This window comes from Nostoc sp. LEGE 12447 (genome assembly GCF_015206985.1).
GTDB lineage: Bacteria > Cyanobacteriota > Cyanobacteriia > Cyanobacteriales > Nostocaceae > Nostoc.
Window position 1 is genome coordinate 16,554 of sequence record NZ_JADEXT010000029.1, and the last position, 14,992, is coordinate 31,545.

9 protein-coding genes are annotated in these 14,992 nt (G+C 39.5%); 6 read left to right on the forward strand and 3 right to left on the reverse strand.

Going from position 1 to position 14,992, the window contains the following annotated elements:
• Positions 1-17: 17 nt before the first annotated feature.
• On the reverse strand, positions 18-740 hold the full coding sequence (locus IQ274_RS24575; protein WP_194143727.1) for a cyclase family protein: 723 nt from the start codon (positions 738-740) through the stop codon (positions 18-20).
• 271 nt (positions 741-1,011) lie between these two features.
• The gene (locus IQ274_RS24580) at positions 1,012-3,774 is read right to left on the reverse strand and encodes a PAS domain S-box protein (RefSeq protein ID WP_194143761.1); all 2,763 of its coding nucleotides are present in this window, start codon (positions 3,772-3,774) and stop codon (positions 1,012-1,014) included.
• A 953-nt stretch (positions 3,775-4,727) separates the two neighbouring features.
• On the opposite strand from IQ274_RS24580, the gene IQ274_RS24585 reads away from it, so the two are divergent.
• From IQ274_RS24585 to IQ274_RS24600, 4 genes are all read left to right on the forward strand, one after another.
• On the forward strand, positions 4,728-7,268 hold the full coding sequence (locus IQ274_RS24585) for a proteasome protein (RefSeq protein ID WP_194143728.1): 2,541 nt from the start codon (positions 4,728-4,730) through the stop codon (positions 7,266-7,268).
• Positions 7,269-7,321: 53 nt separating this feature from the next.
• Positions 7,322-8,143: an Rpn family recombination-promoting nuclease/putative transposase gene (locus IQ274_RS24590; RefSeq protein WP_163927612.1), complete on the forward strand. Its 822-nt coding sequence runs from the start codon at positions 7,322-7,324 to the stop codon at positions 8,141-8,143.
• A 215-nt stretch (positions 8,144-8,358) separates the two neighbouring features.
• Positions 8,359-11,334, forward strand: a complete 2,976-nt coding sequence (locus tag IQ274_RS24595; RefSeq protein WP_228058340.1) for a molecular chaperone — start codon at positions 8,359-8,361, stop codon at positions 11,332-11,334.
• A gap of 200 nt (positions 11,335-11,534) precedes the next feature.
• Positions 11,535-12,626, forward strand: coding sequence for a hypothetical protein (locus IQ274_RS24600; protein ID WP_194143729.1), 1,092 nt, complete (start codon positions 11,535-11,537; stop codon positions 12,624-12,626).
• Positions 12,627-12,713: 87 nt separating this feature from the next.
• Here IQ274_RS24600 and IQ274_RS24605 read toward each other — a convergent pair whose 3' ends face one another.
• Positions 12,714-12,893 (reverse strand): high light inducible protein, encoded by a 180-nt coding sequence (locus IQ274_RS24605; RefSeq protein ID WP_114083171.1) that lies wholly within the window; start codon positions 12,891-12,893, stop codon positions 12,714-12,716.
• A gap of 234 nt (positions 12,894-13,127) precedes the next feature.
• Between IQ274_RS24605 and IQ274_RS24610 the strand changes: the two genes are divergently transcribed.
• Positions 13,128-14,039 carry a restriction endonuclease gene (locus tag IQ274_RS24610; RefSeq protein WP_194143730.1) on the forward strand — a complete coding sequence of 304 codons (912 nt, stop codon included), beginning with the start codon at positions 13,128-13,130 and terminating at the stop codon, positions 14,037-14,039.
• A gap of 42 nt (positions 14,040-14,081) precedes the next feature.
• Positions 14,082-14,969: a DNA adenine methylase gene (locus IQ274_RS24615; protein ID WP_194143731.1), complete on the forward strand. Its 888-nt coding sequence runs from the start codon at positions 14,082-14,084 to the stop codon at positions 14,967-14,969.
• Positions 14,970-14,992: the final 23 nt, after the last annotated feature.

The window sequence follows — 14,992 nt, forward strand, 5'->3', positions numbered from 1 at the left end:
AAATATCGATATAAAAATTAAGGCACTAATGCCAAGACACCCACAGGAGAGCCAGAACCACCACGCAATCGAAGAATCCCGATCGCTAGAGTAGTACCTTTGGGTGGTAACTGATCCAAATTGGTGAGATTTTCCAAAACAATACGCGGTTTTTCCAATACCAAACGATTAGTAGCAAAAGTGTTATCCTGTCCTGGGTCTACACCATGAGTATCAATCCCTACCCCAGCAATTTGCCGTTCCTTCAGTAAGAATTGAGTTGCATCGCTACCAAACCCTGGAAAATGAGCAATACCTTGAGCATCATGATTTAGAAATGCACTTTTATCAAACCACTTTTTTTGCCAACCAGTATTCAGTATAACTACGCAGCCTTGAGAAATCTCACCGTATTCTTCTTCCCAAGCCACAACATCAGCAATAGTCAGGGCATAATCAGAATTCACGGCTGTGGCTTGACGAATATCTATGACCACCGCAGGTACAACCAGAGATTGGGCGGGATATTGGTCAATTCCCATACTATAGCTATGGAAGCTGTTAGGAGCGTTGATATGGGTAGCACTATGTTCCCCCAAGGCTAAACGTCGGAGGTAATAGCCATCATTATTTAGTTCAGCCACAGTTTCAAATTCTACTGTGGGATCTCCAGGCCACTGGGGAATATCTATGTCAATCACGTGACTTAGATGAATAACGCGTGTGTAGGTGATACTATTTTGACCTTGGGGTTGTATCATCCCAGCCTTCTACTTTACTTGTATTCAGGGATTTTTTTAAAGGTGCTATCGCCTGGGTTGGGCTATGCCGACGCAAAGATAGTACTACCATTACAGAGTAATTAAAGTGTAATATTTCTAGTCCTAACCCCCCATAATAGTACAAATAATCCCCCCAATTCCTGTAAATTTTAGGTTTTTTGGGGGGTCAAATGTTGCAGCAAAAAGTGAATTAATCTTAGTTAACAACCAATAGGTTAACTTTTTGGTTAAGAAAAGATTAAAGTTATATTTATGTTGAAGGTTGCTCATGTAGTGGAATCATGATAATAAACTCCGCACCTTCTCCTGGTGCTGAAATACACTGGATTTGTCCGCCGTGTTTTTGAACGACAATTTGGTAGCTAATTGACAAACCCATACCTGTGCCTTTACCCACGGGTTTTGTAGTAAAGAAGGGGTCAAATAAGCGTTTGCGTACTTCTTCAGTCATGCCTGGGCCATTGTCGGCAAAGCCAATGATTACACGGTCTTCTTTGATAAGGGTACGAATGCGAATCTGAGGAGAAGTCATTTGTCCTTGGTCGTTTGTCCTTTGTTTAGAGTTATTTACTAATGACAAATGACTAGTGACAAATGACTCTTCTAAAACATCGATCGCATTTGCCAGCAAATTCATAAATACCTGATTCATCTGTCCAGCGTGACAGACTACTGGTGGTAGGTTGCCATAGTCTCGGATTACTTGAATTTCGGGATATCCTGGTTTGGCTTTCAGACGATTTTGCAACAGCAGTAAGGTGCTATCAATACCTTCATGAAGATTTACTGCTTTCGTGCCGTCTTCATCAAGGCGAGAAAAATTGCGTAAAGATAGGACTATCTGCCGAATGCGTTCGGCTCCCATGTTCATGGAATCCAGAATTTTCGGCAAATCTTGCTTGAGAAAGTCTAAATCTATGTTGTAGATTTGTTCGTGAATTTCTGGTGTTGGTGGGCAGTAACTCTGTTGATAAAGTTCTACCAAGTGCAATAAATCTTTGGTATATTCACGGGCGTGGCTAATATTGCCGTAGATAAAATTGACGGGATTATTGATTTCGTGGGCAATACCTGCAACCAATTGTCCCAAACTGGACATTTTTTCGGTTTGAATGAGTTGCGCTTGAGTGTGTTGAAGTTCTAGTAATGCTGCTTCTAGTTGCTGGGCTTTGTCTTGGGCTGTTTGAGCAGCAATGCGACTTTGGGTGTAGAGTTTAGCTTGGTCAATAGCGATCGCTATTTGCACTGTAACTGCCTGTAGTAATTCTACTTCGTTGTCTAGCCAAGGCCGGAAGCCACCACAAGAACCACAGCTAAATGTGCCTATTTCGCCAGATTTGGTGTGTACAGGTAGCGACATAAAGGCAGTGAAACCAAAATCCCGCAAAAATAGCTGTGTAGTGAAATCGCCCACAGTCTCTACATCATTAATGCGAATAATTTCCCTATTCAATGTTTTGGCTGCAATGAGTTTGATTTCTGCACTAGTTGCTTCTTGCTCGTTAAGCAGACAGGGTAAAAAGGAACTTTTCGCTTCGTATACTTTCTCCCAGTAGGGAACCTCAGCGTCTTGCCGATACCAAAAGAAGGCGCAGCGATCGATCTGGAATAAGTCACGAATCTCCCGCACTGCGGTTTCCACAATGTAATTGAGATCCAAGGAAGCTCGAATCTGGTTAGAAAGACGATTGAGTAATGCTTCCCGTTGGGCACATTCTCTCAGTGCAACTTCTGCTTGTTTGCGATCGGTGGTGTCATAGCAAATACCAACGAAGTTTAAAATATTACCATTGGCATCTCTAATAGCAGATGAGTTGCTTGTATGCCATCGCCAACTGCCATTTTTGTGTTTTACCCGATATTCAATTGCGTCTTGCTTTTGGGTTGTTGTCGCAATTCTTTGGAAATAATCTGCACAAATAGACACATCGTCAGGATGCACAAAGGGAACAAAAGATTGACCTTCAACCTCTGCAATCTCATGCCCAAAAATTTCAGTCCAGTTTGGAGAAACGTAAGAAAATATCCCCTCAAGGGTCAGGGCAAAAATAACGTTATTGGCATTTTCAATAATGGTGCGAAACTTGGCATCGCTTTCTATTAATGCTGTTTGTGCTTTTTCGCTGGTGTCACGCACAAGAACTATGATTTGCTGGTCTGGTAATGGTAATAATCTAGCTTCAAAATTATTATTCCCTTGTGGGAGCGGCAAGGTATATTCAAAACTGACTGAAGATTGAGTTTCGAGTACTTGAGTTATTGCTTGCTGGAAGCGATCGCAGATAGCAGTCGGTAGGCATTCTCGCAAACTCTTGCCCTGAAAATCTCCTGTTAAAATATACGGGTTCTCCATCTTTCCTGGCTTGTAATCCAAAATACTTCCATCAGCATGGATACGAAAGTACAAATCAGGAAGCACTTGTAAAATCGCTGTAAATTCTGATATTTTTTGGCGTAACTGTGATTCAACTACTTGGCGTTTTGCAGTTTCGGTTTGTAGTTGCTTTTGTACTTTTTTTAATTCTGCCGCCTGTTTTTGTTCTGTTAGTTTACGGAGACGACGAGATGAATTTGTCGATGCCGAGCAGCCTTCTCTCAGGGTAGCTCGCACTTCTGTTACATCCACACAATAACCGATGTAACCCGCAAAGCTGCCATCTGCTGAAAATCGTGGCGCAGCTGTATCTAAAATCCAGCGATATTTGCCATCAGACCGACGCAGGCGATATTGCCTTTGGAAAGAATTATACGTTGCAAACGCTTTTAAGTATATATTTTTACATCGCTGTCGATCTTCTGGATGGACGCTACCAGCCCAGATATTGCTTATCTCTTCTCGTCGAGCAGATGCAGGCCCGCCTTTTCTTAGATGGGTTCCAGTAAATTCCAGCCAATTTGAATTTAAGTAGCAATAAAGTGCATTGCATCCAGCCATCCAAATCATCAAAGGAGCAGTGTCTACCTGCTGGTAAAATACTTTTTCATCCTGTTGTATTACTTCCTCTTGAACCATGATTTGGTTAATGTAGCTCTGCACCTTTTTAGAAAACACTTTTGCCTACCTGCTCTGCCTAAATTATTAAGGTAATATGTCTGATAATAGAATTTGTTAATAAAGGGATATCATCTTGATTGCGGTCTGTTATTTTATCTTAATACTTTATTTATTTTTATATCTGCGACAATTGCTTTTCTCTTGTAAATAAATTAAAAAAATGCTGAAGTTATCATTAAGATTAACTTCATGATTTTTGGTAAAGTTTAAATTATTCATCTATCAGGAAAATTATTTGACCATGTTTATTCTTAAAATCACCTTTAAGTTCATCTGAGCTATGTAATCACATCGCTCAAAACCTTATTTAACTTCACAAAAACTATATGAGTCGCTATGAAGCGATTACATCTTTATCAGAAATTCATAATAATCGGTAATTTCATATCAAATAAATATTGATTTTTTATCAAGAAGAATTCAGCATGAATTAAAGTCCTGGCGACTATAAGTCACGACTATACAGACTTGTGTTGAGCGAAGTCGAAATACAAAACCAACCTCAGTGGGTTTGAAATTTTTGATTTTTTATGTCTTCCGTGTAAGTAAACTTTGCTTGTGTAGTAACGAATTATATTCACCTAATGTTTTCCAGAAAATCTCTTAAAATCAATGCTCTAAAAGGATTTAATGCCCACATCTATACTAAGCATTTATAGTCGTATTGTGTATAAGTATTTACTTTATTTATTCTGAGTTTCTGAATTCTGACTTCTGAATTCCTTTTCAACTTTCCTTGAAAAACCCGATTTTTCAAAATTGTCTTGACTGTTCAAAATGCTTCATTCCAAAATCGCAAATTAAATGAGAGAGATGCTAAATGTGATATCAACACGTTATAACAATGGCTAGCGATCCTATTTTATATGTTATAAAGCTCACAGAAATTCATGTTAGGCGGGAACTACTTTATGGAACCAGATAAGCTGGGCCGTTTTAAGGAGTACGGCGAATTCATCCTCCGAAAGATAGATTCTGTGCCCCAGCACCCTTCAAAACAAGAAGATTGGGTTCCAGCTAGTCTTGATGACTGTCTCCTACGTTTACGGTCAGCGGCCCAGAAAACTGTAGACCTGGCAACTTCACCTGTCAAAATTGGGGTGATGGGGGAATTCAGTAGTGGGAAAACTTTACTTTTAGGCAGTCTAATTGGATATGCAGATGCTTTACCAGTCAGTGAAAACCCCACTACAGGTAATGTTACCGCAATACATATCATCCCGCAAGATGACTTTGCAACTACCCAATTAAGTAATTTTACTGTAGAGTATCTTTCTCACGAAGGGGTACATGAGTGTCTACGCTTCATGCTAGGGGAAGCCCATAAACGCACGACAGCAGCAGGACTTCCTCCGATACCAGTATCAAAACTCAACTCTGGCAAAGATATTATTAGCTGGTGTGAGGAGGCTTGGAATAGTAGCAACAATTTAGAGCTACGTTATTTACTCCGGGAGTTGGTATTATTCCTGCGGGCTTATCAAGCTTATGGAGAAGTGATGTGTGGTGGGCACTACCAGATTGATGCTACCACCGCCCGTGAGGGGCTACAACTGATCGAACAGCCAATGGCAATCCAAAATCTGAAATTTGAGGATTTACCGCCAGCGCATATCCGATTACCAAGTCCACCCCAGAGGCTACCAACAAAGTTATTGCAGAATAGCTTTCCACTCATCCGTCGCGTAGATATCGATGTGAAAATCTCACGGGAAATTTGGGATTTTACAGGTGCAGCTAAATTTATTCTCATCGACTTTCCAGGATTGGGGGCTGCTAATTCGGGGGCTAGGGATACCTTTTTGTCACTGCGGGAACTGGCAGAAGTACAAACAATTTTGGTATTGCTAAATGGTAAATCTCCCGGTAGCGATCGCGCCAATAAAATCTTTACCATGATGCAGCAGCAGCGACCAGGACAAGACCTAAAAGATTTAATTCTCGTAGGTGTGGGTCGCTTCGATCAACTCCCCCTAGACAGTGAAGGTGGCGAAAGAGAACTTGACCACCTAATTGAAGATAGCCATTTAAAAGAGGAAACCGTTTTCCAAAAACTCAAAGTTTTGCAAACTACCATCGATGGTGCAGAGGCATTTACAACCCAAAAAGACCGGATCGTTTTACTGTCGCCACTGTTGGGACTGGCTGAATTAGCAAAACGTTCTAGTACAGTCAAAGCAGGCTCACCAGATTTTTTGGCTAACTTGGACTATCCTGATTACCTAGATCGCTCTAAACGGCTACAAGATAAATGGGAGCTATTAAGTGAACGGCTGTTAGAGACCGATCCCCGCAGTAATTTAGGCAAACAGCTAGGTTACTTTGGTCAAGATGGGGGACTTAGTAAACTGCGGGAATTGATTCAAACCCACGTAGCGACTCATGGTTTGAAACAACTGTATGAAGATACTCGGAGATCGGCTGATGTTGTGAGCCAGCAACAAGATCACTTGAAGGACATCATAGATGAAATTCACGAGCAAGGAATCCCTACAGGAGACAGTCCCGCCTTTATCGAGTTGCGCTTTGTCGTCGAAAGCTTAGATAAAATCTACAGGAATTTTCAAAAAGATTTAGGGACAGAACCACTTAAAGATCGGCGCGGTGTTGTCGTCAGCGATGTAGTTAAAGACGAACTCACTTTTAGAATCCTCAATTGGAACCAGTGGACTTTACTCTTCAACAAAGCCAACAATGGAGCGATCGCTCTGGCAGAATCTAAAGGTGCAGCCGGGAAATTATTTGATCGAGGAAACCGTGTAAATACTTCCCTTCCAACTAAAAGCGATGATTTTTATCCAGTATTTGAGAAAACCGTTAAAGAAGTAGAAGATTTTGCCCGCGATCGCATTCATCAAGCCGTGGTAGATTTGTTGAACCAATTATCAAATTATGTCGCCCTAGAACGCGAACAATTGCAGGTATTTTTCCATCCAGATATGGAACAACAAATTGAAGAAAAATTTGGTTTTGAAGATGCCGATCTCTTTTACAAGTTATTACTAGGATGCGATCCTAACGAATGGAAAGAAGCAATTATTTCGGAAATTAGTAGTAAAGATAAAACAGTTGCACCTGAAACCATCTTTCCTCTAGCGCGTCAAGACGAGAAACACAACGTTGGTCAAATCTTTGACTGGGCACCAGAAAAAAGCCAAGGTTTATCTAGATCGAGCAATCACCAACTTTTAGTATTGCGGCTGCGAGATGAAATCACTGCTAGCGCTAGTCTCCATCTTGTACAGTATGTTAGCGAAGTTAATCAGCAAATTAATTCGGAAATAGCAGGCATTTTGGATCAAATTATTCCTAGTTTGCAAAACCTTTCAAAAAAAGAAACTTTGCTGAGATATTTGGCGGCTGGGGACTTACCAACTGAGATAGCAATTCCTACTTGGTTGCAGATTATTTCAGAACTTGCTGCTGTTTCTTACTTAGATGATTTGAGATAAGCTAACTCAGAAAGCGACTGATTGCGATCGGCTACGGTTATGAGGATGTATTTGTGAGACGTGATGCAATTTTTTATGCAATTTTTAAGCGTGTCCCAGGATTGTTTTTCGAGTTAGTAGAACAGCCACCAGCCGAAGCTAGTAGCTATCGCTTTGAATCAGTTGAAGTTAAAGAACCAACATTTCGGATTGATGGGGTATTTTTACCTCCACCTGATGCAACATCTCAAATGATCTTTTTTGCTGAGGTGCAATTCCAAAAGGATGAGTTACTGTACCATCGGTTTTTTTCAGAATCCATGCTGTATATGTATCGTAACCCATCGCTTTACGATGACTGGTACGGGGTAATTATTTTACAGTCTCGCAGCTTGGAACCGGAAAACACTACTATTCACAGATCGCTACTGAACAGTTCCCAAGTACAACGGATTTATTTAGATGAGTTAGGTAGCTCTGATGAGCAAAAAGTAGGTATCAGTTTGATGCAGTTGACTATTGCCTCAGATACTCAAATGGTGCAAGATGCGAAACGTTTAATAGAGCGGGTGCAACAAGAACAGATAACTGTTTTAGCTAAGGAGGAGATAATAGATGTAATCACAACGATTGCAGTTTATAAATTTGCCAACTTAAGTCGTGAAGAGGTAGAGGCTATGTTAGGAGTTAAGTTAGAAGAAACTAGAGTTTATCAAGAAGCGAAACAAGAGGGGATAGAACTAGGAGTACAACGAGGACGAGAACAAGTAAAACTTGAACTTGTACCTCAGTTTTTAGCTCTTGGTATGTCGATGGAAGAGGTTGCCCAATTACTTAATTTAACTATCGAACAAGTAAGACTTGCAACTGAGCAAGAATCTTCAACATCAACTTAATAACTGCCGTAATTTTCATAGCAATGCCTACTTTGGGCTACGCCTACGCCCTTTCATATAAAAGCGTAGCCCACATAGATATCGCGCCAAATAAAAAGCCAGTGCTAAAGAGAATTAGTGGTACAAGACCAAAGATTCTCTAAATTTGTAATTTTATGATACAACATTACAGTTTTTAGCCAGGTATAAAACAAACAACAGAAAGTGATACTATAATGAACCCTTTTCAACTCAATAAATATAGCGATCGCGAACCAAGCGAGAAACAACAAAAAAGATTTCCCGGATGGTTTGCTTTAGATTTTGGCACATCGAACTCTACAGTTACACTGTTCGATCCGATTGAAGTACCGATCGCAGAAATTCTACCAAAAGAACAAGAAATGCGGTTGCGCGATCGCTTATCACAATGGCTGAGTTCTCCCGCCTCAGTCGCTTTACCAGATGTCAGTGATGATGATTGGGCAAAGTTCATCACAGAAATTAGCAAAAACTTAGAGATAGATCCAAGAAAGTTGAGCGAAGTTTTTGAAAGTGACAATAAAGAGCGATTTTTGGAAGCAATTCGCCAAATTGAGCTTTCTTTAGGAAACAGCGAGAGGTTTCGCCGTGCTGTCAGCAAAAAACTTTACCAAATCTATCATGAGGTGTTCCGCGTCCCTACTCTAGAGTCGCAAAATCTGATCCCAGTTGTGCTGGATATCGATCGCCGCGATACGGAAATTCCCAGCGAGTTGGAAATTTCGCAGTTAGGGGACTTAAAACTGCGGATGGGTAGGGAAGCTAGAGATAACCGCAAAAAAGCGATCGCTCAAGGTACAAGCGGTTCTTTAAAGGAAATTATCAGCAGGTTTCACCATTCGCCCAAACGCTATTTTGGTCAGGAGCGATCGTTTTCAGTTATTTTGGATGGTGAAGAAAAAATAATTACTGCAAATCAACTGATTCAATCTGCTTGGGCACATTTAATCGAGTTAACTGAAGATTATCGCCAACGCGCCCAACGCAGATTTTCAGAAGGAACTTTTTTGACAGCAGTTGTCACCTACCCCACTGTCGCCCCACCAGTTGTTCGCAAAGAAGTTAAGGAATTTGTTGAGCAATTGGGGATCGATGATGTCCAAACTGCTTATGATGAAGCCGTTTCTGTGGCAATATTCTTTTTATGGCGAGAATTTGGCGGTAATCTGAATATTGGCATCGAGTCATTCAAAACTCGTTGCCGTCAAGTAGGAAATAAATGGTCACAAAATGTCCTCGTTTTGGATATCGGCGGCGGAACCACAGACTTAGCTTTAATTGAACTGACTTTAGAAGATAAAACCCCAACTTTTGCTGATTATGAAGACCGGGGTTTAGGAGGACGTTACTATAAACTCACCCCCAAATTATTAGGTTCATCTGGTCATTTACAGTTAGGTGGTGAGTTAATTACGCTGCGGATTTTTAGATTATTAAAAGTTGCGATCGCAGACTTCTTATTGACAGCAGTAACAACAGGTGATATCGAAAGCGAAAAGCTAGAAGATTTAATTAGCTCTGAATTAAACGAGCGATTTTTAGAACAAGGTAAATTCAAAAGTGGTAGTCTTTTAAAATGTCTAGATAAAGAAAATCCAGAAGGTGATATTGCTTACAAAGATGCCCTAGATACTGCCGAGAAAGTATTACCCACTCGTTGGCAACAAACACCCCAACGCCTGCAATCCTTTTATATCCTGTGGGATCATGCAGAAGCAGCTAAACTTAAACTTGGGCAAAAACCACCAGCAGATAATTCTCTATTAACTTTCACACTTTCTGAGCAGCAAATTTCCGAACTGCTCACTCAAAGCGCCGTTAAATTGCAAGTCAAAGATCCAAATAGCATCTGTGTCACCCTAGATAACCATCAATTTGAACGAGCCGCCGTTGCAGGAATTAAAGAAGCGATCGGTATTGCTAAAGGATTGATGGAAAGTCGCTTACGTCCCGATGAGATCGCCAAAGATTCTTGGAATTCCCAAAAAGTTGATTGGTTAATTCTGTCTGGAAAAACTTGTAATTTAGATATAGTGCAGCGCCAAATCTACCAAGAATTTAGTAAGTCTCCATATTTTGTTTGGAATCCAGAACGAATTACCTTTGTCTTGGAATTTACCAAATTAGCAACCTCTGCTGGTGCTTGCTATGCTGAGAAGTTACGAAGATTAAGATTCGATCCAGAAGAGTCCAAAAGCTTGCTGCGTAAGGGAGCTAACCAGCTAGAAATTGATGTTAAAAATCTGTTTTATTATTTGCCTTGTAACTTCAAACGCAAAACTCAAAGTAACGATTTACTCACCATATTTAAAGCTGGACAAGAACTCTATCAACTCGCACCTTGGGAAACTGTCGCCAAAGTTCGGACTGCATGGCAAGGGATACAATTAACTAATATTATTTACCGTCAAGACTACGAGGATGGAGATTTACGACTATGGGGTAGCTTCGACGGCAAAAACCTCATGAATAAACTGGGAATGCAAGAAGCAGAGTTTCTGAAAAAAATTAAAGTCCAGTTTGAAATTGACCAAACCCTTGAATTTAATGTGTTGCTTTGTCAGGGAAACCCCCATTATTTAATTGATATCCCTGGCATTGATTTGGAATCGGTTGTTTCAGAAACATCACCGCTATTTGCTGATGGTAAATTAAACTGGAATATTGCCGTTGAGCGTTTAAATAAAGATTTAAATGATGGTGATATTGCCGTCAATGTTATTGAGTCGGCAACTGTCGATCAACCAGATGCCTATCATCTTGTCTTTGAAGTAGGAAATGATGGTAATAAATTGTTCCAAAAATTTCACTATCTGCGCGATGGTGTGACAGAACCAGGAATTGGGTTAATTAGTAATCCTTTACCTCCCTTCCCACAAACAGGCCAACACACCTTCTATATTTATCAAACAGATTCAGAAACCAACAGCAAAAAATGGATACGAATTGGCGCACTCAGCAAACCAGATGTGACAACAGATTACCCTTGCCAATATCGTGTAACTCTAGACGATCAAGGTATCCTACGGATGCACGCCGGTGAAGTACCTTACTGGACATCAAACAGTCAGGAATGCCTAAAAGAAGAGGGATGTATTTATATTGCTGAATTAGAATTGCAGCCCAATGAAGTTGATAAAGAACGCGATCCATTTTGCGGTATACATTAACTCTTGCATTAAACCTTTGCGTTCCTCTGTGCTAACCTTCTCTGCGAGACGCTTCTCTTTCAGAGACGCTAAAGCGAACGCGTTCCTCTGCATTGAAAAAATTAAGATTTTTAAACGCAGAGGGGTGCGGAGGAAACGCTAAGGGGCGCAGAGGTTAGCCAAGTTTAACTCGCTATAGAAAATATTTGGAGGTGAGATTCATGCAGCACTTGCGTCAATTATTAGAGATAGAAAACTCAGAGTTAGCCCAGTTACTGCGGTTTAGTTTGTATGGACTAGAGGCTACTTTAAATCAGGCTCGCACAGAATTACCACTAGATCCAGGATCTAAAATATGCGATGAGGTGCTGCAAGAACTTCATAACCTGTTGGAACCTTCACCTCCACAGCAAAATACTGGTTGGGAAGATGCGCCAGATGATTTAAAACTAAGTCACCTGCGGGAAGCTTTTGATTCTGACTCCGAACTTAATTATTATCTGGGTAATTCCCAACTGCAAAGCACAACGGACTCAGATTTGTGGAATGAGATTCAACGCAAACTGCTGCGAGTACCAGAAGATTTAGCTGCAACTTGGCGATCGCGCACTTTAGATTTAGCTCAAGAAGTTGGTGCGATCGCAGATAATTCTAACCTCTATCAACTTCCCTTTATCCGCGACGAAATTATCTACCCCGGACTTAGTGGTACTGTTCAAGCTCAGGGACTGACCTTGTATCAACAGGCACTTTCAACATCTAAAATCCCCCAAGGTAATGTATCCGATTTACCAGCAGCATTCCTATTTTTATATATGAATTTTATCGAAATAGACCCAGATTTACATCATGCTTTAAAGAGCGTTTTTAGCTTCGATGTCATTTCCTTACACTCCAAAGCTGAACAGCGCGATCAATATATTGATGCTTTAAGCGATCGCTTCCAACGCACCCAAAAAGCAGAGAAAAACACTGATCCCCTGTCAATTCTCCGTGCTTGGATTGACATGGATGAAGCAATACATTCCTTAGTATTCGTACCACCAGCCGAACGCTATTCTTGGTGGGGAAAGCTACAACATGAATCACGGCGCATTTTGAAGAAAGTCGCTGACGAAGCTATTAATGCAGGTAATGAAGTGCGAATTCGCCAATTGTCGGGACTTTATGCGGATATCTGTGCTTCATCCAAAGATGATTTACAACTAGACTGTGGTGGTATTCCTGGCGAAGTATTAACTTGTCTGCGAGTATATGCGCGAATTAATCAGGAAGAATCCCCAGGCCGTGTAATATTTCGCTCATCACGGTAAGAGAATTTCCCCATAAAGGAAAGGCAGACGATTTTACGAATCGCTGCCTTACCCGATCATCTAATGAAGCTATAAAAACGTTTAAATCTATAGAATGCCCCAGAAGTGTAAAATCCCTTGACCAGAAAAGACTTCAAGCGCAACAGCAGATAAAAAACCAATCATTGCAAAACGACCGTTCCAGTTTTCGCTCTGAGGAGTGAAGCCCCAGCGCAAAGCATTGGGATCTTGTGAAACTGAAGGCGTAGTCTTTTTAACGTCTGCCATAAATAATACTCCGAGCTTTTATGTTGTAACAGTTATAACTGCCTGTAAAGTAATGTAACAGGTTTTTAAGAGAATGCAACATAAACTCTAAATAAAATTTATTAGCAAATATTACGGGTACGTAATTTTATCTTGGACGGTTTGCGATCACTTAACTTATTTCTCACCAATTTTCTGGGAATAATGTTTAAAAGGGCTAAAATTCAATTTCTGTAAAATTTTAGATAAATAAAAATGGCAATACCTGATTATCAAAAGATAATGCTTCCGTTGCTTCAATATGCACTTGATGGTCAAGAACACTCTATGAGAGAGGTCATTGGAGCTTTAGCCGACCAGTTTAATTTAAGTGAAGACGAACGAAGAGAATTATTACCTAGCGGTCAACAACCATTATTTGATAATCGGGTAGGATGGGCAAGAACATATTTAAAAAAAGCAGGTTTATTAGCAACCCCAAAAAGAGGATATTTTGAGATTACCGAAGAAGGTATAAACGTAGCTGGGCAATCTAAAAAAGATATAAATATTCAGTTTCTTAGCCAATTCCCTGATTTTGTTAACTTTAAGAATTCCAAAAAGCAAGATGACAAAGTTAGTTCTGAACTTGACGAAATCTCAGAAAAAACTCCACAAGAATCTATAGAATTAGGGTATCAAAAAATCCGTAAGGAATTGGAAATAGATTTGATTAACCGAATTAAAAATATTTCGCCAGATTTTTTTGAAAGACTTGTTATCGATTTACTTATCAAAATGGGATATGGAGGCTCAAGGCGTGATGCTGGTAAAGCAATTGGAAAGAGTGGTGATGGTGGTATTGATGGTATAATTAAAGAAGATAAATTAGGATTAGATGTTGTTTATATCCAAGCGAAGAGATGGGATACTAATGTTATAGGTAGACCAGAAATCCAAAAATTTGTTGGTGCATTATATGGACAAAGGGCAAAAAAAGGAGTGTTTATTACAACTTCTAATTTTACTCAAGATGCAAAAAATTATGTGTTGGGAATAGATACAAAGGTTGTCTTGATAGATGGTCAAGAATTAGCACAATTGATGATTGACAATAATGTAGGAGTATCAGCAGTATCAGTTTATGAAATAAAAAAGATAGATTCAGACTATTTTACAGATACTTAAATATTATTTTTTATTAACTTAAATGTAACATTTATACGAATTATGTTCAAAAGTCCTCTGCGATATCCTGGTGGAAAGTCAAAAGCAATAAATCAGATAGTTGAATACTTGCCAGAGAGCTTTTCGGAATTTCGAGAGCCTTTTGTAGGTGGTGGTTCTGTATTTATTTATTTAAGACAAAAGTTTCCTCATATTAAGATTTGGATTAATGATTTAAACTGCGAGCTTTTCTTATTCTGGAAATTTGCCCAATCTGATATAGCTCAGTTAGTTAAAGAAATTCGGCATATTAAAGTCAAATATAAAGATGGTAAATTACTCTTTACAGAATTAGCTAGTGTAGATGTCAAGAGTTTATCTGATTTAGAAAGAGCAGTTCGGTTTTTCGTACTCAATAGAATTACTTTTTCAGGAACTGTAGAATCAGGTGGTTTTTCCCAAGAAGCTTTTCATAAAAGATTTACTGATTCTTCAATAGAACGATTAGAAAAATTAGAAAATCTTTTATCAAAAAATGTCCAAATTACTAATTTGGATTACAGCCACCTATTAAAGCCAGAAGGGGAAGATGTATTTTTATTTTTAGACCCACCATATTTTAGTGCTACAAAATCAAAGCTATATGGTAAAGACGGTAACTTACACACTTCTTTTGAACATCAGAGATTTGCTGAACTTTTGCAACAATGTCATCATCGCTGGCTAATTACCTATGACAACTCAACGCAAATTCTAGAAAATTTCCAATGGGCTAATATCTCAGAATGGGAATTACAGTATGGCATGAATAACTATAAGCAGAGTGGTGCAGCTAAAGGAAAAGAATTATTTATTACTAACTATGAAGTTAAACTTTATTTGGATAAAAAAGCAAAAAATCAGAAACTTGTTAATCCAGATTTGCAGTTGAGCCTTGATATTTCAACCTAACTTTAATAGCAACCAATTTTCCG

Bases quoted from the DNA above. Each gene is read 5' to 3' on its own strand.
- IQ274_RS24615 (WP_194143731.1), top strand. From the start codon at position 14,082: ATGTTCAAAAGTCCTCTGCGATATCCTGGTGGAAAGTCAAAAGCAATA.
- IQ274_RS24580 (WP_194143761.1), bottom strand. From the start codon at position 3,774: ATGGTTCAAGAGGAAGTAATACAACAGGATGAAAAAGTATTTTACCAG.
- IQ274_RS24595 (WP_228058340.1), top strand. From the start codon at position 8,359: ATGAACCCTTTTCAACTCAATAAATATAGCGATCGCGAACCAAGCGAG.
- IQ274_RS24585 (WP_194143728.1), top strand. From the start codon at position 4,728: ATGGAACCAGATAAGCTGGGCCGTTTTAAGGAGTACGGCGAATTCATC.
- IQ274_RS24575 (WP_194143727.1), bottom strand. From the start codon at position 740: ATGATACAACCCCAAGGTCAAAATAGTATCACCTACACACGCGTTATT.
- IQ274_RS24605 (WP_114083171.1), bottom strand. From the start codon at position 12,893: ATGGCAGACGTTAAAAAGACTACGCCTTCAGTTTCACAAGATCCCAAT.
- IQ274_RS24600 (WP_194143729.1), top strand. From the start codon at position 11,535: ATGCAGCACTTGCGTCAATTATTAGAGATAGAAAACTCAGAGTTAGCC.
- IQ274_RS24610 (WP_194143730.1), top strand. From the start codon at position 13,128: ATGGCAATACCTGATTATCAAAAGATAATGCTTCCGTTGCTTCAATAT.